General features: G+C 66.0%; 21 protein-coding genes. 19 read left to right on the plus strand and 2 right to left on the minus strand.

Going from position 1 to position 19,133, the window contains the following annotated elements:
* From ACG10_RS06015 to sthA, 8 genes are all read left to right on the plus strand, one after another.
* A complete protein-coding gene (locus ACG10_RS06015) occupies nt 1-1,212 on the plus strand; it encodes an NADH:ubiquinone reductase (Na(+)-transporting) subunit B (protein WP_089167520.1) in 1,212 nt (403 codons plus the stop codon).
* Nucleotides 1,205-1,993, plus strand: a complete 789-nt coding sequence (locus tag ACG10_RS06020; RefSeq protein ID WP_089167521.1) for a Na(+)-translocating NADH-quinone reductase subunit C — start codon at nt 1,205-1,207, stop codon at nt 1,991-1,993. The genes ACG10_RS06015 and ACG10_RS06020 overlap by 8 nt, the downstream gene beginning before the upstream one ends.
* Nucleotides 1,990-2,664: an NADH:ubiquinone reductase (Na(+)-transporting) subunit D gene (locus tag ACG10_RS06025; protein ID WP_169531184.1), complete on the plus strand. Its 675-nt coding sequence runs from the start codon at nt 1,990-1,992 to the stop codon at nt 2,662-2,664. Before ACG10_RS06020 ends, ACG10_RS06025 begins: the two co-directional genes overlap by 4 nt.
* Nucleotides 2,664-3,272, plus strand: a complete 609-nt coding sequence (nqrE, locus tag ACG10_RS06030) for an NADH:ubiquinone reductase (Na(+)-transporting) subunit E (RefSeq protein ID WP_089167523.1) — start codon at nt 2,664-2,666, stop codon at nt 3,270-3,272. Before ACG10_RS06025 ends, nqrE begins: the two co-directional genes overlap by 1 nt.
* 15 nt (nt 3,273-3,287) lie before the next feature.
* Nucleotides 3,288-4,511 carry an NADH:ubiquinone reductase (Na(+)-transporting) subunit F gene (gene nqrF / locus ACG10_RS06035; RefSeq protein WP_089167524.1) on the plus strand — a complete coding sequence of 408 codons (1,224 nt, stop codon included), beginning with the start codon at nt 3,288-3,290 and terminating at the stop codon, nt 4,509-4,511.
* A gap of 13 nt (nt 4,512-4,524) precedes the next feature.
* Nucleotides 4,525-5,538, plus strand: coding sequence for an FAD:protein FMN transferase (locus ACG10_RS06040; protein WP_089167525.1), 1,014 nt, complete (start codon nt 4,525-4,527; stop codon nt 5,536-5,538).
* Nucleotides 5,535-5,768: a (Na+)-NQR maturation NqrM gene (gene nqrM, locus ACG10_RS06045; RefSeq protein WP_039805441.1), complete on the plus strand. Its 234-nt coding sequence runs from the start codon at nt 5,535-5,537 to the stop codon at nt 5,766-5,768. The genes ACG10_RS06040 and nqrM overlap by 4 nt, the downstream gene beginning before the upstream one ends.
* 131 nt (nt 5,769-5,899) lie before the next feature.
* Nucleotides 5,900-7,294 carry a Si-specific NAD(P)(+) transhydrogenase gene (gene sthA, locus ACG10_RS06050; RefSeq protein ID WP_039805439.1) on the plus strand — a complete coding sequence of 465 codons (1,395 nt, stop codon included), beginning with the start codon at nt 5,900-5,902 and terminating at the stop codon, nt 7,292-7,294.
* Between the two features lie 42 nt (nt 7,295-7,336).
* On the opposite strand, the gene ACG10_RS06055 is transcribed toward sthA, so the two are convergent.
* Complete coding sequence (locus tag ACG10_RS06055; protein WP_089167526.1) at nt 7,337-8,059, minus strand: glycerophosphodiester phosphodiesterase; 723 nt, start codon at nt 8,057-8,059, stop codon at nt 7,337-7,339.
* Nucleotides 8,060-8,368: 309 nt separating this feature from the next.
* Here ACG10_RS06055 and ACG10_RS06060 point away from each other — a divergent pair, with 309 nt between their 5' ends.
* From ACG10_RS06060 to ACG10_RS06070, 3 genes are read left to right on the plus strand one after another with little or no spacing between them, the layout of a single operon-like run.
* Entirely contained in the window at nt 8,369-9,619 is a 1,251-nt protein-coding gene (locus tag ACG10_RS06060) for a lipoprotein-releasing ABC transporter permease subunit (RefSeq protein WP_089167527.1), read from the plus strand.
* Between the two features lie 7 nt (nt 9,620-9,626).
* Complete coding sequence (gene lolD / locus ACG10_RS06065; RefSeq protein ID WP_408608432.1) at nt 9,627-10,310, plus strand: lipoprotein-releasing ABC transporter ATP-binding protein LolD; 684 nt, start codon at nt 9,627-9,629, stop codon at nt 10,308-10,310.
* 2 nt (nt 10,311-10,312) lie between these two features.
* On the plus strand, nt 10,313-11,557 hold the full coding sequence (locus ACG10_RS06070; protein WP_089167529.1) for a lipoprotein-releasing ABC transporter permease subunit: 1,245 nt from the start codon (nt 10,313-10,315) through the stop codon (nt 11,555-11,557).
* Between the two features lie 23 nt (nt 11,558-11,580).
* On the opposite strand, the gene ACG10_RS06075 is transcribed toward ACG10_RS06070, so the two are convergent.
* Nucleotides 11,581-12,108, minus strand: coding sequence for a DUF2062 domain-containing protein (locus tag ACG10_RS06075; RefSeq protein WP_089167530.1), 528 nt, complete (start codon nt 12,106-12,108; stop codon nt 11,581-11,583).
* Between the two features lie 140 nt (nt 12,109-12,248).
* Between ACG10_RS06075 and ACG10_RS06080 the strand changes: the two genes are divergently transcribed.
* The 8 genes from ACG10_RS06080 to murB all read left to right on the plus strand — a co-directional run bounded on the left by ACG10_RS06080 (nt 12,249) and on the right by murB (nt 19,077).
* A complete protein-coding gene (locus ACG10_RS06080; RefSeq protein WP_089167531.1) occupies nt 12,249-14,459 on the plus strand; it encodes a DNA internalization-related competence protein ComEC/Rec2 in 2,211 nt (736 codons plus the stop codon).
* A 72-nt stretch (nt 14,460-14,531) separates the two neighbouring features.
* Nucleotides 14,532-15,164 (plus strand): MotA/TolQ/ExbB proton channel family protein, encoded by a 633-nt coding sequence (locus ACG10_RS06085; RefSeq protein WP_089167532.1) that lies wholly within the window; start codon nt 14,532-14,534, stop codon nt 15,162-15,164.
* On the plus strand, nt 15,161-15,589 hold the full coding sequence (locus tag ACG10_RS06090) for an ExbD/TolR family protein (protein ID WP_089167533.1): 429 nt from the start codon (nt 15,161-15,163) through the stop codon (nt 15,587-15,589). The genes ACG10_RS06085 and ACG10_RS06090 overlap by 4 nt, the downstream gene beginning before the upstream one ends.
* Nucleotides 15,589-16,590: a tetraacyldisaccharide 4'-kinase gene (gene lpxK, locus ACG10_RS06095; protein WP_089167534.1), complete on the plus strand. Its 1,002-nt coding sequence runs from the start codon at nt 15,589-15,591 to the stop codon at nt 16,588-16,590. The genes ACG10_RS06090 and lpxK overlap by 1 nt, the downstream gene beginning before the upstream one ends.
* 60 nt (nt 16,591-16,650) lie before the next feature.
* On the plus strand, nt 16,651-16,836 hold the full coding sequence (locus ACG10_RS06100) for a Trm112 family protein (protein ID WP_089167535.1): 186 nt from the start codon (nt 16,651-16,653) through the stop codon (nt 16,834-16,836).
* Nucleotides 16,833-17,597: a 3-deoxy-manno-octulosonate cytidylyltransferase gene (gene kdsB / locus ACG10_RS06105; protein ID WP_089167536.1), complete on the plus strand. Its 765-nt coding sequence runs from the start codon at nt 16,833-16,835 to the stop codon at nt 17,595-17,597. The genes ACG10_RS06100 and kdsB overlap by 4 nt, the downstream gene beginning before the upstream one ends.
* Nucleotides 17,597-18,061 (plus strand): low molecular weight protein-tyrosine-phosphatase, encoded by a 465-nt coding sequence (locus ACG10_RS06110; protein WP_089167537.1) that lies wholly within the window; start codon nt 17,597-17,599, stop codon nt 18,059-18,061. Before kdsB ends, ACG10_RS06110 begins: the two co-directional genes overlap by 1 nt.
* On the plus strand, nt 18,058-19,077 hold the full coding sequence (murB, locus tag ACG10_RS06115; protein WP_089167538.1) for a UDP-N-acetylmuramate dehydrogenase: 1,020 nt from the start codon (nt 18,058-18,060) through the stop codon (nt 19,075-19,077). The genes ACG10_RS06110 and murB overlap by 4 nt, the downstream gene beginning before the upstream one ends.
* Nucleotides 19,078-19,133 lie beyond the last annotated feature (56 nt).

Raw genomic sequence — 19,133 nt, forward strand, 5'->3', positions numbered from 1 at the left:
ATGGGAGTCCGAGCGTTTCTCGACAAGATCGAGCACAATTTCGAGAAGGGCGGCAAGCTCGAGAAGTGGTACGCCCTCTACGAGGCCGTCGACACCTTCCTCTACCGTCCGGCCAGCGTGACCAAGACCACCGCCCATGTGCGCGACGGCATCGACCTCAAGCGGATGATGATTCTGGTCTGGCTCTGCACCTTTCCGGCAATGTTCTTCGGCATGTGGAACACCGGCTACCAGGCCAACCTGATCTTCGCCAAGAGCCCCGAGCTGCTGGCGGCCCAGGACAGCTGGCGCTTCGCCCTGACCGGCGCCCTGGCCGGGTTCGACCCGAACAGCCTGTGGGACTGCTTCGTTCAGGGGGCAGCCTACTTCCTGCCGATCTACGCGGTGACCTTCATCGTCGGCGGCTTCTGGGAAGTGCTGTTCGCCTCGGTACGCAAGCATGAGGTCAACGAGGGCTTCTTCGTCACCTCGGTGCTGTTCTCCCTCATCCTGCCGCCGAGCATTCCCCTCTGGCAGGTGGCGCTGGGCATCAGCTTCGGCGTGGTGATCGGCAAGGAAGTGTTCGGTGGTACCGGCAAGAACTTCCTCAACCCGGCACTGGTCGGCCGTGCCTTCCTGTTTTTCGCCTACCCGGCACAGCTGTCCGGCGACGGCGTGTGGACCGCCGTCGACGGTTATGCCGGCGCTACCGCCCTGAGCCTGGCGGCTGCCGGCGGCATCGAGAGCGTGGTTGCTGCAGGCGCCAGCTGGATGGACGCCTTCCTCGGCACCGTGCATGGTTCCATCGGCGAGACCAGCACCCTGGCCATTTTCATCGGCGGGGCCGTACTGCTGATGACCAAGATCGCCGCCTGGCGCATCGTCGCCGGCGTAATGGTGGGCATGGTGGTCCTGAGCACCCTGTTCAACCTGATCGGCTCCGACACCAACCCCATGTTCGCCATGCCCTGGTACTGGCATCTGGTCGTCGGCGGCTTCGCCTTCGGCATGCTGTTCATGGCCACCGACCCGGTTTCGGCGTCCATGACCAATACCGGCAAGTGGGCGTTCGGCATCCTCATCGGGCTGATGGTCGTACTGATCCGGGTGGTCAACCCGGCCTTCCCCGAGGGCATGATGCTGGCGATCCTGTTCGGCAACCTGTGCGCACCGCTGATCGACCACTTCGTCGTTCAGGCCAACATCAAGCGGAGGCTGGCACGCAATGTCTAATCAGAAAGAGTCCACCGTCCGCACGCTGGCGGTGGCCATCGTGGTCTGCCTGGTGTGTTCGGTGTTCGTCGCCGGCGCCGCCGTGGCGCTGAAGTCGACCCAGGTCGAGAACAAGGAACTGGACAAGCAGCGCAGCATCCTGGCGATTGCCGGGCTGGGCGATGCGGACCTGTCCGGCAAGCAGGTCAAGGCGCTGTACAAGGAGCGCATCGTCGCCAAGGTGGTGGACCTGGAGTCCGGCACCTTCAGTGATGCGCAGGACGTAAATACCTTCGATCCGCTCAAGGCGGCCAAGGACCCCAAACTGTCCGACGCCCTGCCGGGCGAGCAGGACATCGCCTCGATCAAGCGTCGCGAGCGCTTCGCCACCGTCTATCTGGTGGAAAAGGATGGCCAGCTCGACACCCTGATCCTGCCGGTGCGCGGCTACGGTCTGTGGTCGACCCTGTACGGCTTCATGGCGCTCAAGGGCGACCTGAACACCGTGGTCGGCATGGGCTTCTACCAGCACGCCGAGACTCCCGGTCTGGGCGGCGAAGTGGACAACCCGAAATGGAAGGCCCTGTGGCCGGGCAAGGCCCTGTTCGACGAGGACGGCAAGCTGGCTGTGGATATCGTCAAGGGCAACGTCGATTCGCAAAGTCCGAAAGCAATCCATCAGGTCGATGGCCTGGCTGGCGCGACCCTGACCAGCAACGGCGTCGAGAACCTGCTGCGCTTCTGGCTCGGCCAGAAGGGCTTCGGTCCGTTTATCGCTAACCTGCGCAATGGGGGGGCCTGAGCATGGCGCAACCGACCATCAAGGAAGTCCTGTTAAATCCGGTCTTCAACAACAACCCTATCGGCCTGCAGATCCTCGGTATCTGTTCGGCGCTGGCAGTCACCTCGAACCTGAAGACCGCGCTGGTGATGTCCATCGGGCTGACCCTGGTGACGGCCTGTTCGAGCATGTTCATCTCGATGATCCGCAGCCAGATTCCCAGTTCGATCCGCATGATCGTGCAGATGGTGATCATCGCCTCGCTGGTGATCGTGGTCGACCAGTTGCTCAAGGCCTTCGCCTACGGGCTGTCCAAGCAGCTCTCGGTGTTCGTCGGTCTGATCATCACCAACTGCATCGTGATGGGTCGTGCCGAAGCCTTTGCCATGCAGAACCCGCCGGTCCTGTCGTTCTACGACGGCATCGGCAACGGTCTGGGCTACAGCGTCATGCTGATCGTGCTGGGCGTTTTTCGCGAGTTGTTCGGCGCCGGCAAGCTGTTCGGCTTCACCATCATTCCGGTGGTCAACGACGGCGGCTGGTATCTGCCCAACGGTCTGCTGCTGCTGCCGCCCTCGGCGTTCTTCCTCATCGGCCTGATCATCTGGGGCCTGCGCAGCTGGAAGAAAGACCAGGTCGAGAAGCCGGCCTACCGCCTGGCCCCGCAGGTCTCGAACAAGGAGGCTTACTAATGGAGCACTACATCAGCCTGTTCGTGAAGGCCGTGTTCGTGGAGAACATGGCACTGGCCTTCTTCCTCGGCATGTGCACCTTCATCGCCATCTCCAAGAAGGTGGAGACCGCCATCGGTCTCGGCATCGCGGTCGTGGTGGTCCAAGCCATCACCGTGCCGGCCAACAACCTGCTCTATACCTATCTGCTCAAGGAAGGGGCGCTGGCCTGGGCCGGCCTGCCCGATATCGATCTCAGCTTCCTCGGCTTTCTGAGCTACATCGGGGTGATCGCTGCCATCGTGCAGATCCTCGAGATGCTGCTGGACAAGTACGTACCCTCGCTCTACAACGCGCTGGGCGTGTACCTGCCGCTGATCACGGTGAACTGCGCCATCATGGCCGGCTCGCTGTTCATGGTCGAGCGCGACTACAACTTCCCGGAAAGCGTGGTCTACGGCGTCGGCTCGGGTTTCTCCTGGGCGCTGGCCATCGCCTTGCTCGCCGGTATCCGCGAGAAGCTGAAATACAGCGACGTGCCCGAAGGGCTGCAGGGGCTGGGGATCACCTTCATCACCATTGGCCTGATGTCCCTGGGCTTCATGTCTTTCTCCGGCGTACAGCTGTAAGGACGGGATGAGCAGATGAGTTACGAAATATTCCTCGCCATCGGCATGTTCACCGCCATCGTGCTGGCGCTGGTGGTGATGATTCTCGCCGCCCGCGCCAGGCTGGTATCCAGCGGCGACGTGAGCATCGAGATCAACGGCGAGCGCACCATTACCGTGCCGGCCGGCGGCAAGCTGCTGCAGACCCTGGCGTCCAACAACATCTTCCTGTCCTCCGCCTGCGGTGGCGGCGGCACCTGCGCGCAGTGCAAGTGCGTCGTCGAGTCCGGCGGCGGCGAGATGCTGCCCACCGAGGAGTCGCACTTCACCCGCCGCCAGGCCAAGGAAGGCTGGCGCCTGTCCTGCCAGACTCCGGTCAAGCAGGACATGAAGATCGAGGTGCCGGAAGAGGTCTTCGGCGTGAAGAAGTGGGAATGCACGGTGGAGTCCAACCCCAACGTCGCCACCTTCATCAAGGAGCTGACCCTGCGCCTGCCGGAAGGTGAGAGCGTGGACTTCCGCGCGGGCGGCTACGTCCAGCTGGAGTGCCCGCCGCACGTGGTCAACTACAAGGACTTCGACATCCAGGAGGAGTACCGCGGCGACTGGGACAAGTTCAACATGTGGCGCTTCGTGTCCAAGGTGGACGAGACGACGATCCGCGCCTACTCCATGGCGAACTACCCGGAAGAGAAGGGCCTCGTCAAGTTCAACATCCGCATCGCCTCGCCGCCGCCGAACCGCGACGATATCCCGCCGGGCAAGATGTCCTCCTTCGTGTTCAACCTCAAGCCGGGCGACAAGGTCACGGTGTACGGTCCCTTTGGCGAGTTCTTCGCAAAGGATACCGACAACGAGATGGTGTTCATCGGCGGTGGTGCCGGCATGGCGCCGATGCGCTCGCACATCTTCGACCAGCTCAAGCGTCTGAAGTCCACGCGCAAGATGAGCTTCTGGTACGGCGCGCGCTCCATGCGCGAGGCCTTCTACGTCGAGGAGTATGATCAGCTGCAGGCGGAGAACCCGAACTTCCAGTGGCACCTGGCGCTGTCCGATCCGCAGCCCGAGGACAACTGGACCGGACTGACCGGCTTCATCCACAACGTGCTGTACGAGAACTACCTGAAGGACCATCCGGCTCCCGAGGATTGCGAGTTCTACATGTGCGGCCCGCCGATGATGAACGCAGCGGTGATCAAGATGCTGCTTGAGCTGGGCGTCGAGCGGGAAAACATCCTGCTTGACGACTTCGGCGGCTAGTGTGGTCGCTGCAATGCTGAAGCCCGCTATCGTGGTCGCCTTGGCGGCCGCGATAGCGGGCTGCATGTTTTCTGATCAGGTGGAAAGTTTTGCCGGCCCGACCATGGGCAGCACCTATTCGGTGAAATACGTGCAGCGCCGGGGCACTCCTGCCAAGGAGGATCTGCAACGCGAGAGCGAGGCGATCCTGGCGGAGCTCGATCGGCAGCTTTCCACCTACCGTGCCGACTCCGATATCGAGCGCTTCAATGCCCTGCCGGCAGGTAGCTGTGCGCCGGTGCCCGCCACCGTGCGCGAGCTGGTGGCCGCTGGCGAGCGGCTTTCCGTGGAGAGCGGCGGGGCGCTGGATCTGACCGTCGGTCCCCTGCTCGATCTCTGGGGCTTCGGTTCGCACAGTCACGGCGAGCAGGTGCCGGACGCCGGAGCGATCGCCGCAGCACGCCAGCGCGTGGGGCACCAGCATCTGCGCATCGATGGCGAGCAGCTGTGCAAGGACGCTCCGGTGCAGGTGGATTTCAACAGCATCGCCGCCGGCCACGCAGTCGATCGGGTCGTCGCCCGTCTCGAGGCGCTGGGTGTGGACAGCTACCTGGTGGAAATCACCGGCGAGCTCAAGGCCAAGGGACGCAAGCCCGACGGTACGCCCTGGCGGGTCGCCATCGAGGCACCCCACGACAACGAGCGGGTCGCGCAGAGGATCATCGCCCTCGACGGCTATGGGGTCTCGACCTCGGGCGACTATCGCAATTTCTTCGAGCAGGACGGCAAACGCTATTCCCATACGGTGGATCCCCAGAGCGGTGCTCCGGTCGTGCATCGGCTGGCGGCGGTGACGGTCGTGGATCCTTCGGCGCTCAGGGCGGATGGTTTGTCCACCATACTGATGGTGCTCGGCGACGAGCGTGGCCTGGTCTTCGCGGAGCGGCAGGGGATCGCCGCCTTTCTGGTGATTCGCGAGGATCAGGGATTCATCACCAAGAGCACTGCGGCCTTCGATCGGCTGTTCGGTGCGGGAGACAAGCAATGACCTGGGTACTGGTTTTTCTCGTCATGTTGCTGGTGGTGCTGGGCATGTCCATCGGCGTGATCATGGGGCGCAAGCCCATCGCCGGCTCCTGTGGTGGCATCGCCAACCTGGGGATCGAAAAGGATGAGTGCCCCATCTGCGGCGGCGATCAGGACAAGTGCGAGGAAGCGAATGCCGGGGGTGACAAGGCGGCCAGGCCCAGTCTGGGTTACGACGCCAACAGGGATTAGCCGCTCCGTGATGGGGCGGAGATACCCAAAAGGTCTATAGCGGCAGGACTGGTGTTGAAGTATTCAGTCAGGTTCTGAGCGAATTCGTCAACCGCGCCGGGGGGCGCCCCGCCGCGTTTTCAGGAGTAAGTATGGCTGTATATAACTACGATGTGGTGGTAATCGGCACCGGCCCCGCTGGCGAAGGGGCGGCGATGAATGCCGTGAAGGCCGGGCGCAAGGTGGCGGTGGTGGATGACCGTCCCCAGGTCGGCGGCAACTGCACCCACCTCGGAACCATTCCCTCCAAGGCGCTGCGCCACTCGGTGCGGCAGATCATGCAGTACAACAACAACCCGCTGTTCCGCCAGATCGGCGAGCCGCGCTGGTTCTCCTTCGCCGATGTCCTGAAGAGCGCCGAGCAGGTTATCGCCAAGCAGGTTTCCTCGCGGACCGGCTACTATGCACGCAACCGCATCGATACCTTCTTCGGGACCGCGAGCTTCTGCGACGAGCACACCATCGAGGTCGTCCATCTCAACGGCATGGTCGAGAAGCTGGTGGCCAAGCAGTTCGTCATCGCCACCGGCTCGCGCCCCTACCGTCCGGCCGATGTCGATTTCAGCCATCCGCGCATCTACGACAGCGACACCATCCTCAGCCTCGGGCACACGCCGCGCCGGCTGATCATCTACGGGGCGGGGGTCATCGGCTGCGAGTACGCCTCCATCTTCAGCGGCCTCGGCGTGCTGGTCGACCTCATCGACAACCGCGACCAGCTGCTCAGCTTCCTGGATGACGAAATCTCCGACTCGCTCAGCTACCACCTGCGCAACAACAACGTGCTGATCCGCCACAACGAGGAGTACGAGCGCGTCGAAGGTCTGGACAACGGGGTGATTCTGCATCTCAAGTCCGGCAAGAAGATCAAGGCCGATGCCTTCCTGTGGAGCAACGGCCGTACCGGCAACACCGACAAGCTGGGTCTGGAGAACATCGGCCTCAAGGCCAACAGCCGCGGGCAGATCCAGGTCGACGAGCATTACCGCACCGACGTCGGCAACATCTATGCGGCTGGCGACGTGATCGGCTGGCCGAGTCTGGCCAGTGCCGCCTATGACCAGGGCCGCTCGGCCGCGGGCAGCATCACCGAGAACGACAGCTGGCGCTTCGTCGACGACGTGCCGACCGGTATCTACACCATCCCGGAGATCAGTTCGGTCGGCAAGACCGAGCGCGAGCTGACCCAGGCGAAGGTGCCCTACGAGGTCGGCAAGGCTTTCTTCAAGGGCATGGCCCGGGCGCAGATCGCCGTCGAGAAGGCCGGCATGCTGAAGATTCTCTTCCACCGCGAGACCCTGGAAATCCTCGGCGTGCACTGCTTCGGCTATCAGGCCTCGGAGATCGTCCACATCGGCCAGGCGATCATGAACCAGAAGGGCGAGGCGAATACCCTCAAGTACTTCATCAACACCACCTTCAACTACCCGACCATGGCCGAAGCCTATCGGGTGGCGGCGTACGACGGCCTCAACCGGCTTTTTTGAGAGGCTCCGACCGGTGGCCTGAGCCGGTCGGAGGAGGCGACTTCAGCCTTTCCCAAGGGTGGCAATGGCCAAACCGGGAAAGTCTGTGATCAGGCTGTCCACCTCGAAATCGGCGAGCCGGCGCATCAGCGCCGGTTCGTTCACCGTCCATACCGATACCTGCAACCCCGTCTGCCGGGCCTTTTTCAAGCGTTCCGGGGTGCACAGCGTCCAGTTCAGGGCGAGCAGCTCGCAGCCGTGGTTGCTGGCGACCTTCACCGGATCGAGCCAGGCGTATTCGGCGACCAGGCCGCGCGACAGACGAGGCGTCAGTCGCCGCAGGGCGCGCAGGACTTCCCGCGAGCTCGAGGTCACGGTGACCCGATCGAGCAGTTCGTAGCGCTCCACCAGATCCTGGATGGCCGTCACGGTGCGTGCCGCGCGGACCCGCGAGGCGCTTTTCACTTCCAGTTGCCAGTGCTCGAAGTTGCACTTCTCGAAGAGTTCGGCGAGGCGCGGAATGGGGCAGGGCTGTATCCAGCCCGGGCCGCCCAGGCGGGCGTCGATGCTCGCCAGTTCGGCGGCATCCTGTTCGCTGACCTTGCCGCGGCGCCCGGTGGTGCGCTTCAGGGTCGGATCATGGATGACCATCAGCTCGCCGTCGCGAGACAGGTGCAGATCGAGTTCGCAGCGTCGCACGCCATGTTCGAGGCAGCGCTGGAAGCTGACCAGGGTATTTTCCGGGGCTTCGCCCTTGGCGCCGCGATGGCCGTAGATGAGGGTCACGATTGTTCCTTCCGGAGCGATTCCGCTCTGCGTGGTTGAGGGGGCGAAAGCTTGTCGGGAGCACGCCCGCAGCTCGCTGCGCGATGCTCTGCCGGGGGGCGGAAAGGGCGCCTGCCGGCTCTGGCTCCTGGGGGCGGTCGGGCAATTTCCGGTGCCATCCGTCACTACGATACGGTAGTATGCGCGGCGATTTCCTGTCGACATGGCGTCTCCCATGGCCAACTGCCGGTCCTGAGTGTAACAGCTAGGGTCGGCCCTCAGCCCCGCCAGGGGGCGCTTCTCTTTCGCCGGCGATAATGACTCTCCGCTATGTTCAGACCGCTGTCCGTCTTCATCGGCATGCGTTACACGGGTGCCAAGCGTCGCAACCATTTCGTCTCCTTCATTTCGCTGACCTCGATGACCGGACTGGCGCTCGGCGTGCTGGTGATGATCCTGGTGCTCTCGGTGATGAATGGCTTCGATCACGAGATGCGCACCCGGGTGCTCGGCATGGTTCCCCACGCGACCATCGAAAGTCCGGTGCCGATCGATGACTGGCGCAGCCTGGCGGCGCGGGCGCAGGCCCATCCCCAGGTCGTCGCGGTGGCGCCCTTCAGCCAGATGCAGGGGCTCCTGACCCACAACGGGCAGGTGCAGAAGGTGCTGATCAACGCCATTGATCCGGCGCTTGAGCCGCGGGTGTCGATCATCGGCGACTTTTTTCGCCAGGGTAGCCTGGCGGCGCTGCGGCCGGGCGAGTTCGGCATCCTCATCGGCGACAAGGCGGCCGCCAAGCTGGGCGTCGGCCTCGGCGACCGGCTCACCTTCGTCGCCCCCGAGGTGACGGTCACCCCGGCCGGCATGTTCCCGCGGATGAAGCGCTTCACCGTGCAGGGGATCTTCCATGTCGGCGCCGGCGAGCTGGATGGCTACGTGGCCATGGCCCATCTCGACGACCTCGGCCGGCTGCAGCGCTGGAGGCCCGGCCAGGTCCAGGGGCTGCGGCTCAAGCTCGCCGACCTGTTCCAGGCCCCACGCACCGCTTGGGCGATTGCCGCGAATCTGGACGGCGAGGACTTCTACGCCCGCGACTGGACGCGCAGCCACGGCAACCTGTATCAGGCGATCCGCATGGAAAAGACCATGATCGGCCTGCTGCTGCTGCTGATCGTCGCGGTGGCGGCGTTCAACATCATTTCCACACTGGTCATGGTGGTCACCGACAAGAAGGGCGACATTGCTATCCTGCGCACGCTCGGTGCCACGCCGGGGCAGATCATGGCCACCTTCATGGTCCAGGGCACGGTGATCGGTGTGATCGGTACCCTGATCGGCGGCGTCCTGGGGATTCTCGCCGCACTCAATATCGGCAGCTGGATCGCCGCCCTCGAAAAGCTGCTGGGCCACAAGTTCCTCAGCGCGGACGTCTATTTCATCGATTACCTGCCTTCGCAGCTGATGGGCGAGGATGTGGTGCTGGTCTGCGGCGCGGCCCTGCTGCTGAGTTTCCTCGCCACCCTGTATCCGGCCTGGCGCGCCGCGCGCACCCAGCCTGCGGAGGCCTTGCGTTATGAGTGACCCTGCCATGAAAGATCGAGCCGTTCTCAGTTGCCGCAATTTGGGCAAGCGCTACGAGGAGGGCCCGCAGTCGGTGGTGGTGCTTTCCGGCCTGGAGCTGGAGTTGCACCCGGGCGAGCGGGTGGCCATCGTCGGTAGCTCGGGCTCCGGCAAGAGCACCCTGCTCAATCTGCTCGGTGGCCTGGACACGCCCAGCGAGGGCAGTGTTTGGCTGGCCGGCGAGGAGCTTTCGGCGCTCAACGAGAAGGCACGGGGCCTGCTGCGCAACCGCGCGCTGGGCTTCGTCTACCAGTTCCATCATCTGCTGCCGGAATTCACCGCCCTGGAGAACGTTTGCATGCCCCTGCTGATCGCCCGCGTGGCGATTCCCGAGGCGCGCCAGCGGGCCGCCGCGCTGCTCGAGCGGGTTGGCCTGGGGCGCCGCCTCAAGCACAAGCCGGCGGAGCTTTCCGGCGGCGAGCGCCAGCGCGTGGCGATCGCCCGCGCCTTGGCCAACCAGCCGGGCCTGGTGCTGCTCGACGAGCCGACCGGCAACCTCGACCAGCACACCGCCCAGAGCATTCAGGAGCTGATGCTGGAGCTCAGCACCTCCCTGCGCACGGCCTTCCTGGTGGTGACCCATGATCCCCAGCTGGCCCGGCAGATGGACCGGGTTCTGCGTCTCGAAGACGGTCGACTGGTCGCGGAGTGAGCATGTTTCGTCCCCTGGCGGTTTTCATCGGTGCCCGCTATACCCGGGCCAAGCGGCGCAACCACTACATCTCCTTCATTTCGCTGACCTCGATGATCGGCCTCGCCCTCGGCGTTCTGGCGATGATCGTGGTGCTGTCGGTGATGAACGGCTTCCAGAAGGAGATGAGCGCGCGGGTCCTCGGTATGGTGCCGCATGCCGCGATTGCCGGTGTGCAGCCGCTGGACGACTGGCGCAGCCTGGCCAGGACGGCACTGGACCATCCGCAGGTGCAGTCTGCGGCGCCGCTCACCGAGCTGGAGGGCATGCTGTCCTACAAGGGAGCGATGCAGCCGATCCAGGTTCAGGGCATCGATCCGCACGAGGAGCCGAAGGTCTCCATCGTCGCCGGACACATGGAGCAGGGTCGTCTGGCGGATCTGGTGCCCGGCGAGTTCGGCGTGGTCATCGGCGAGATCACCGCGCGGCGCTTCGGTCTGCAGGTCGGCGACAAGCTAACCCTGATCGTTCCCGAGCTGAGCGATACCACGGGTGGCATCACCCCGCGCATGCAGCGTCTCACCGTGGTCGGGCTGTTCAAGGTCGGCGCCGAGCTGGACGGCTCGCTGGGGCTGATCCATGTCGCCGATGCGGCGCAGCTGATGCGCTGGCAGCCCGGCCAGGTGCAGAGCGTGCGCCTGGCGCTGAAGGATCTGTATCAGGCGCCGCAGGTGGCGGCGGGGATCGTCGGCGAACTCGGCGCAGCCTATCGCGCCGTCGACTGGACGCAGACCCAGGGCAGCCTGTTCAGCGCCATGCAGATGGAAAAGACCATGATCGGCCTGCTGCTGCTGCTGATCGTCGCGGTGGCGGCGTTCAACATCGTCGCCACACTGATCATGGTGGTCGCCGACAAGGGCGCGGATATCGCCATCCTGCGCACCCTGGGCGCCACGCCGGGACAGATCATGGCGATCTTCATGGTTCAGGGCACGGTGATCGGCGCGCTGGGCACCCTGGCCGGGGGCGTGCTGGGGGTGGTCGCGGCCTTGAACGTCAGCGAACTGATCGCCTGGCTGGAGTCGGTCAGCGGCCGGCAGATTCTCAGTTCGGACATCTATTTCGTCAGCTATCTGCCGTCCGATCTGCAGATGCTGGATGTGCTGCTGGTCTGTACGGCGGCCTTCATCCTGAGCTTTCTCGCCACCCTCTATCCGTCTTGGCGTGCCGCCTGCATCCAGCCTGCCGAGGCCCTGCGCTACGAGTGAAGGGCCGGCGCCGCGCGGCCGTTTCAGCGTTGCGGATTGTGCCGTCTTTCCTGGCGTTTCCGCCAGTTGTGGCGGACCCACCCGCGCCAGAACAGCATGGTCGCGAAGTAGCCGGTGATGCCAAACACGATCCCGGTGATGAGCGAGCCGACCAGAATCGGCTCCCACAGGGTGGCTATCCGTTCGCTGATCCAGGCCATGCTCAGTTCGCTGGGCAGGGCCTGCGGCGGGGTGTCGAGGACCCAGCTGCCGACCTTGTAGGTGCAGTAGAACACCGGCGGCATGGTGATGGGGTTGGTCAGCCAGACCAGGCCGATGGAGATCGGCAGGTTGGCCCGCAGCGGGATGGCCAGGCCGGCGGCGAGGAGCATCTGCATCGGGATCGGGATGAAGGCGCTGAACAGACCGACGAGCATGGCTCGTGATACCGAGTGGCGGTTCAGGTGCCAGAGGTTGGCGTCATGGATCAAGGTGCCCAAAAAGCGCAGGGACTTGTGTTCCCTGATGCTATCCGGATGCGGCATGTAGCGCTTAAAGATGCGACGGGGCATGGCGACACTCGGCAGTTCGAAGCGCCAGTATTATGCACAGATTGATGACGGCCTGCTGCTGGTATTGTGACAGCCAATTCCGCCGATCATCCCGATGAAATGCACGAACTGCGGAGTCGTTTCGAATGTTGCGCACAGGGATGTTGGCGCTCGCGGCAGGCCTGCTCGTCCTGCGTTTTCTCCCGGCCCTGCCGCCCTGGTGGCTGTGGTCGCTGTTGCTGCTGGGCGGGTGCGGCTGCCTGGCGTTGCGTCGCTATCGGCCGGCGCTGTTTCTGCTCGGCCTGGGCTGGGCCTGCCTGTCGGCGCACTGGGCGCTGGAGGGGCGTCTGCCCGCCGAACTCGACAGCCGCACCCTGTGGCTGGAAGGGCAGGTGGTCGGCCTGCCGGAGCGGGTCGACGGCACGTTGCGCTTCCAGCTGGAGGGTGCGCTGTCCCGGCGTGCCGAACTGCCCCGGCGCCTGCGCCTGGCCTGGCATGCCGGGCCGGAGGTCCGCGCCGGCGAGCGCTGGCGCCTGGCGGTTGCCCTCAAGCGCCCGCGCGGCCTGGTCAATCCGCAGGGGTTCGATGCCGAGGCCTGGCTGCTGGCCCGGCGCATCGGTGCCACTGGTACGGTGAAGGCCGGGGAGCGTCTTGGATCACCAGGCACGGCCGACGGCTGGCGCGACGGCCTGCGCCAGCGCCTGCAGCAGGTCGATGCCCATGGCCGTGAAGGCGCTATCGCCGCACTGGTGATGGGCGATGCCTCGGGGCTGAGCGCGGCGGACTGGCACCTTCTGCAGGACACCGGCACCGTGCATCTGATGGTGATTTCCGGTCAGCATGTCGCCCTGCTCGCCGGCCTGGTCTACGGACTGGTCGCCCTGCTGGCGCGTCACGGCCTGTGGCCGCGGCGCCTGCCCTGGCTGCCCTGGGCGTGCGCGCTGGCCCTGGTCGCGGCCTTGGGCTACGGCTGGCTGGCCGGTTTCGGGGTGCCGGTGCAGCGGGCCTGCGTCATGGTCGCCGTGGTACTGCTCTGGCGCCTGCGCTTTCGCCACCTGGGGTTCTGGCTGCCCCTGCTGCTGGCGCTGGTCGGGGTGCTGCTGCTCGAGCCGCTGGCCAGCCTGCAGCCGGGGTTCTGGCTGTCGTTCGGCGCGGTGGCGATTCTCGCCCTGGCCTTTGGCGGTCGGCTGGGCGTCTGGTCGTGGCGACAGACCCTGTGGCGGGCCCAGTGGACCAGCGCGCTGGGGCTGTTGCCGCTGCTGCTGGTCCTGGGATTGCCGATCAGTCTCAGCGGCCCGCTGGCCAATCTGATTGCGGTGCCCTGGGTCGGTTTCGCGGTGGTCCCGCTGGCCTTGCTCGGAACCCTGTTGCTGCCCCTGCCGGTGCTGGGCGAGGGCCTGCTCTGGATGGCCGGCGCCTTGCTGGCGGCGCTGTTCTGGCTGCTCGGCGAGATCGCCGGCGCCGTGCCGGCCTGGCTGCCCCATGATGTGCCGTTCTGGGCCTGGCTGCTGGCGACGCTCGGGAGCGTGCTGATCCTGTTGCCGGCCGGGGTGCCGCTGCGCGCCCTGGGGCTGGCGCTGCTGCTGCCCCTGGCATTTCCACCCGGGGTGCGGATTCCGCCCGGCCGGGCCGATGTCTGGGTGCTGGATGTCGGTCAGGGGCTCGCCGTGCTCCTGCGCACCCGCGGGCATGCCCTGCTCTATGACGCGGGGCCGCGCTTCGGCGGTTTCGACCTGGGCGAGCGGGTAGTCCTGCCTTCGCTGCGCAGTCTTGGCGTGACCCGCCTGGACGGTCTGCTGCTCAGCCATGCCGACGGCGACCACGCCGGGGGTGCCCTGGCCGTGCAGCGCGGCCTGCCGCTGGGCGAGGTCATCGCCGGCGAGGCACGGGCGCTGCCGGCGGCGCTCGCCGCCCAGCCTTGCGCCGGCCGGGAATGGCAATGGGATGGCGTGCGTTTCTCCACCTGGCGCTGGGGCGCTGCGCAGGACGGCAATCAGGCGTCCTGCGTGCTGCTGGTGGAGGCCGGCGGCGAGCGTCTGCTGCTGACCGGCGATATCGATGCCGCGGCCGAGCGGGCGCTGCTCGACAGCCATCCGGAGTGGCGCGCCGACTGGCTGCTGGCGCCGCACCATGGCAGTCGCAGCTCGTCCTCGCGAGCGCTGCTCGAGGCCCTGGCGCCGCGCGCCGTGCTGATCTCCCGCAGCTGGAACAACGCCTTCGGCCACCCGCATCCGGAGGCCATCGCACGCTATCGAAACCTGCCGGCGGCGATCTACGATACCGCCCGTCAGGGCGCCCTGCAGTTCCGCCTGGGGGACTGGGGCAGGGCGCAGGGGCTGCGCGAAGAGCCCCGCTTCTGGCGGGAAAAATGAGAACGGCGGCCGTCGGCGAGCGGGTACGCCTGTGCTAGAGTTGCGGCACTTTTTTCAAGGGGATTTGCCACCGTGTGGGAGCTTGTCAAAGCGGGCGGCTGGATGATGCTGCCGATCGTGCTCTGTTCCGTCGTTGCCCTCGCCATCATTGCCGAGCGTCTTTGGACCTTGCGGCCGAGCCGGGTGACCCCGCCGCACCTGCTCGGGCAGGTCTGGCGCTGGATCCAGGACAAGCAGCTGAACAGCGACAAGCTCAAGGAGCTGCGTGCGGAGTCGCCGCTGGGACAGATTCTCGCGGCGGGCCTGGCCAATTCCAAGCATGGCCGGGAGGTCATGAAGGAATGCATCGAGGAGGCAGCTGCCCGGGTCATTCATGAGCTGGAGCGCTACCTCAACGCTCTTGGCACCATCGCCGGCATCGCGCCGCTGCTGGGCCTGCTCGGTACTGTACTGGGCATGATCGAGATCTTCAGCAGTTTCATGGGCTCCGGCATGGCCAATGCCTCGCAGCTCGCCGGCGGTATCTCCACGGCGCTGATCACCACCGCTGCCGGTCTGTTCGTGGCGATTCCCGCGCTGTTTTTCCATCGCTACCTGCAGCGGCGCATCGACGAGCTGGTGGTCGGCATGGAGCAGGAGGCGATCAAGCTGGTGGAGGTGCTGCAGGGGGATCGCGAAGTCGATCTCAACGGGGGCAAGGCGTGAAGTTCCGGCGCAAACCGCGGGAGAATGTCGAGATCAATCTGGCCTCGCTGATCGATGTCGTGTTCATCCTGCTGCTGTTCTTCGTGGTCACCACGACCTTCACCCGCGAGACCCAGCTCAAGGTCGACCTGCCCGAGGCAGTCAACGGCACGCCGCCCGAGACGGTCGAGCCGAAGCAGCTGGAGGTGCTGATCGATGCCGGCGGCAGCTACTCGCTGAACGGCCAGGCGCTGATCAGCAGCGACCTGGACAGCCTGATGCGGGCCCTGCAGAAGGAGTCGGGCGGCGACAACAGCCTGCCGCTGGTCATCAGTGCCGACGGCAAGACTCCCCATCAGGCAGTCATCACCGCCATGGATGCCGCCGGCAAGCTCGGCTTCGCCCGCCTGCGCATCACCACGGTCGAGGCCCAGGCAGCGCCCTGATGGCCGGCGCCGACCGTCTGCTCGAGGCCTGGTACCGTGGCCATCCCGCCCTGGTCCTGCTGCGCCCGCTGGAGGCGTTGTTCCGTTGCGTGGTGCGGCGTCGCCGCGAGCGCTTTCTGCGCGGCGAGGGCGACATCTACCGGGCGCCGGTGCCGGTCGTGGTGGTCGGCAACATCACCGTCGGCGGCACCGGCAAGACTCCGCTGATTCTCTGGCTGATCGAGGCCTGCCGACGCCGCGGCCTGCGGGTCGGGGTGGTCAGTCGCGGTTATGGCGCCAAACCGCCGCACCTGCCCTGGCGGGTCACCGCTGATCAGTCGGCCGAGCAGGCCGGTGATGAGCCATTGCTGATCGTCCAGCGCACGGGGGTGCCGCTGGCGATCGATCCGGATCGCCCGCGGGCCGTGCGGGCGCTGCTCGAGGCGCAGCCTCTCGACCTCATCCTCTGCGACGACGGCCTGCAGCACTACCGGCTGGCCCGCGATCTGGAGCTGGTCCTGATCGATGCCGCCCGCGGCCTCGGCAATGGCCGCTGCCTGCCGGCAGGGCCCCTGCGCGAGCCAGCCGAGCGGCTGGCCAGCGTGGATGCGCTGCTCCACAACGGTGCCGGCGAGGATCCGCCGGGCGGCTACGCCTTCCGTCTCCAGCCCAGCGCCCTGGTGCATCTGGGCACGGGCGAGCGCCGGCCGCTGGGCCACTTCCTGCCCGGAACGGTCGTGCATGCCCTGGCCGGCATCGGCAATCCCCGGCGTTTCTTCGCCACGCTCGAGGCGCTACACTGGCGTCCGATTCCGCACGCCTTCGCCGACCACGCCCGCTACCGCGCCGAACAGCTCCGTTTCTCTCCGGTGCTGCCGGTGGTGATGACGGAAAAGGATGCGGTGAAATGCCGGGCTTTCGCCCCGGCCGACTGCTGGTATCTGGCCGTCGATGCCGTGCCTTCGCCGGCCTTCGTCGACTGGTTCGACGCGGCCCTCGACCGTCTGCTGGCATCGCGCTGAGCGTTCGGCTCCTGCCGGGCGCGCGCCATCAGCTTTCCATTGCCCTCCCAGGATTTCACCATGGACCCGAAACTACTCGACATTCTCGCCTGCCCGATCTGCAAGGGGCCGCTGAAGCTGGCCGACGACAAGTCCGAGCTGATCTGCAAGGCCGATGCCTTGGCCTTCCCGGTGCGCGACGGCATCCCGGTGATGCTGGAAAGCGAGGCTCGTACCCTCAACGTCGACGAGCGCCTGGATAAATGAGCAGCGCCTTCACCGTGGTGATTCCTGCCCGCTACGCCTCCAGCCGTCTGCCGGGCAAGCCACTGCAGGACATCGCCGGCAAGCCGATGATCCGGCAGGTCTGGGAGCAGGCCCGGTGCAGCGGGGCAGAGCGGGTGGTGGTGGCCACCGACGATGCGCGCATCGAGGCAGCCTGCCAGGCCTTCGGCGCCGAGGTGCTGCTGACCCGCGTCGAGCACAACTCCGGGACCGACCGGCTGGCCGAGGTGGCCGACCGGCTCGGGCTGGCCGACGATGCCATCGTGGTCAACGTGCAGGGCGATGAGCCGCTGATTCCACCGGCAATCATCGATCAGGTGGCGGAAAACCTGGCGGCCCATCCAGAGGCAGCCATCGCCACCCTGGCCGAGCCGATCGACAGCACCGAGGCCCTGTTCAATCCCAACGTGGTGAAGGTCGCCAGCGACGTCCACGGCCTGGCCCTGACCTTCAGCCGCGCGCCGCTGCCCTGGGCACGGGACGCCTTCGCCGTCAGCCGCGAACAGCTGCCGGCCGGCGTGCCCTACCGCCGGCACATCGGCATCTATGCCTATCGTGCGGGTTTTCTCCGCGATTTCGTCGCCTGGGGCCCATGCTGGCTGGAAAACGTCGAAAGCCTGGAGCAGCTGCGTGCGCTCTGGCATGGCGTGCGCATCCATGTGGCCGACGCCCTGGAGGCGCCGCCGGCCGGCGTGGACACCCCGGAAGACCTGGAGCGCGTGCGGCGCCTGCTGGGGGCCTGATGCGCATCCTGTTCGTCTGTCTCGGCAATATCTGCCGCTCGCCCACTGCCGAGGGGGTGTTCCGCGACCGGGTGCGTGCAGCCGGGCTGGAAGAGCGTATTCGCATCGACTCGGCCGGTACCGGTGACTGGCATGTGGGCAAGGCGCCGGATATCCGTACCCGCCAGGCGGCCCGCCTGCGTGGCTACGATCTGGATGCCCTGCGCGCCCGCCAGGTCTGTCGGGAGGACTTCTCCCGCTTCGACCTGATCCTCGCCATGGACTGCGCTAACCTGCAGGATTTGCAGGCCATGCGCCCGGGAAATTCCCAGGCCGAGCTGGACCTTTACCTGCGCCGCTACGCGCTGGAGGAGGATGAGGTACCGGATCCCTATTACGGTGGCGAAGAGGGCTTCGAGCGGGTGCTCGATCTGCTCGAGCGCGCCAGTGACGAACTGCTCGCCGAGATCCGGAGGCGCCTGTGAGCCTGCAGGTACAGGAAAACCTTTCCCTCAAGCCATTCAACACCTTCGCTCTCGAGGCGCGGGCGCGCCTGTTCGCCGAGGCCCATGATGAAGCCGAGGTGCGTGAGGCGCTGGCATTGGCCGCCGCGCGCGGCCTGCCGCTGCTGGTGCTGGGCGGCGGCAGCAACCTGCTGCTGACCCGCGATGTCGAGGCGCTGGTGCTGCGCATGGCCAGCCGTGGCGTGCGAGTGCTGGCCGATGACGGCGAGCAGGTGCTGATCGAGGCAGAGGCGGGCGAGCCCTGGCATCCCTTCGTGCAGCATACGTTGGCGCTGGGGCTGGCAGGCTTGGAGAACCTCAGTCTGATCCCCGGTACCGTGGGCGCCGCGCCGATGCAGAACATCGGAGCCTACGGCGTGGAGATCAAGGATGTGTTTGCCAGTCTGGTCGCCCTCGACCGGCAGAGCGGTGAGCGGTGCGAGTTCAGTCGCGAGGAGTGTGCCTTCGGCTACCGCGATAGCCTGTTCAAGCGTCAGGCCGGGCGCTGGCTGATCCTGCGTGTGCGTTTCGCGTTGCAGCGCACGCCGCAGTTGCATCTGGACTACGGTCCGGTGCGCCAGTGGCTGGCAGAGCAGGGCGTGGTATCGCCGACGCCTCTGGACGTCAGCCGGGCGATCTGCTCCATCCGCCGGGAAAGGCTGCCCGACCCCGCCGTGCTGGGCAATGCCGGCAGCTTCTTCAAGAATCCGCTGGTCTCCGCCGAACAGGCCGAGCGCCTGCGCGTCGAATATCCGGATCTGATTGCCTATCCGCAGGGCAATGGCACGGTGAAGCTGGCAGCCGGCTGGCTGCTCGAGCGGGCCGGCTGGAAAGGGTATCGCGACGGCGATGCCGGCGTACATCGCTTGCAGGCGCTGGTGCTGGTCAACCATGGGCGGGCCACGGGCAAGCAGGTGCTGGCACTGGCCCGGCGTATTCGTGAAGACATCGAAAGGCGTTTTGGCGTCTCTCTGGAAGTCGAGCCCAGCGTGATCTGAGCGCGGGCTCGGGACAACACTGGCAGAAATGCAAAAGGGGATGCAGTTGCATCCCC

The sequence above is a fragment of the Azotobacter chroococcum genome (assembly GCF_002220155.1).
GTDB lineage: Bacteria > Pseudomonadota > Gammaproteobacteria > Pseudomonadales > Pseudomonadaceae > Azotobacter > Azotobacter chroococcum.

What these genes read in the sequence shown, in the direction of transcription:
- ACG10_RS06015 (WP_089167520.1), top strand. Translation starts at nt 1, where the DNA reads ATGGGAGTCCGAGCGTTTCTCGACAAGATCGAGCACAATTTCGAGAAG.
- ACG10_RS06020 (WP_089167521.1), top strand. Translation starts at nt 1,205, where the DNA reads ATGTCTAATCAGAAAGAGTCCACCGTCCGCACGCTGGCGGTGGCCATC.
- nqrE (WP_089167523.1), top strand. Translation starts at nt 2,664, where the DNA reads ATGGAGCACTACATCAGCCTGTTCGTGAAGGCCGTGTTCGTGGAGAAC.
- nqrF (WP_089167524.1), top strand. Translation starts at nt 3,288, where the DNA reads ATGAGTTACGAAATATTCCTCGCCATCGGCATGTTCACCGCCATCGTG.
- ACG10_RS06040 (WP_089167525.1), top strand. Translation starts at nt 4,525, where the DNA reads ATGCTGAAGCCCGCTATCGTGGTCGCCTTGGCGGCCGCGATAGCGGGC.
- nqrM (WP_039805441.1), top strand. Translation starts at nt 5,535, where the DNA reads ATGACCTGGGTACTGGTTTTTCTCGTCATGTTGCTGGTGGTGCTGGGC.
- sthA (WP_039805439.1), top strand. Translation starts at nt 5,900, where the DNA reads ATGGCTGTATATAACTACGATGTGGTGGTAATCGGCACCGGCCCCGCT.
- ACG10_RS06060 (WP_089167527.1), top strand. Translation starts at nt 8,369, where the DNA reads ATGTTCAGACCGCTGTCCGTCTTCATCGGCATGCGTTACACGGGTGCC.
- lolD (WP_408608432.1), top strand. Translation starts at nt 9,627, where the DNA reads ATGAAAGATCGAGCCGTTCTCAGTTGCCGCAATTTGGGCAAGCGCTAC.
- ACG10_RS06070 (WP_089167529.1), top strand. Translation starts at nt 10,313, where the DNA reads ATGTTTCGTCCCCTGGCGGTTTTCATCGGTGCCCGCTATACCCGGGCC.
- ACG10_RS06075 (WP_089167530.1), bottom strand. Translation starts at nt 12,108, where the DNA reads ATGCCCCGTCGCATCTTTAAGCGCTACATGCCGCATCCGGATAGCATC.
- ACG10_RS06080 (WP_089167531.1), top strand. Translation starts at nt 12,249, where the DNA reads ATGTTGGCGCTCGCGGCAGGCCTGCTCGTCCTGCGTTTTCTCCCGGCC.
- lpxK (WP_089167534.1), top strand. Translation starts at nt 15,589, where the DNA reads ATGGCCGGCGCCGACCGTCTGCTCGAGGCCTGGTACCGTGGCCATCCC.
- ACG10_RS06100 (WP_089167535.1), top strand. Translation starts at nt 16,651, where the DNA reads ATGGACCCGAAACTACTCGACATTCTCGCCTGCCCGATCTGCAAGGGG.
- kdsB (WP_089167536.1), top strand. Translation starts at nt 16,833, where the DNA reads ATGAGCAGCGCCTTCACCGTGGTGATTCCTGCCCGCTACGCCTCCAGC.
- ACG10_RS06110 (WP_089167537.1), top strand. Translation starts at nt 17,597, where the DNA reads ATGCGCATCCTGTTCGTCTGTCTCGGCAATATCTGCCGCTCGCCCACT.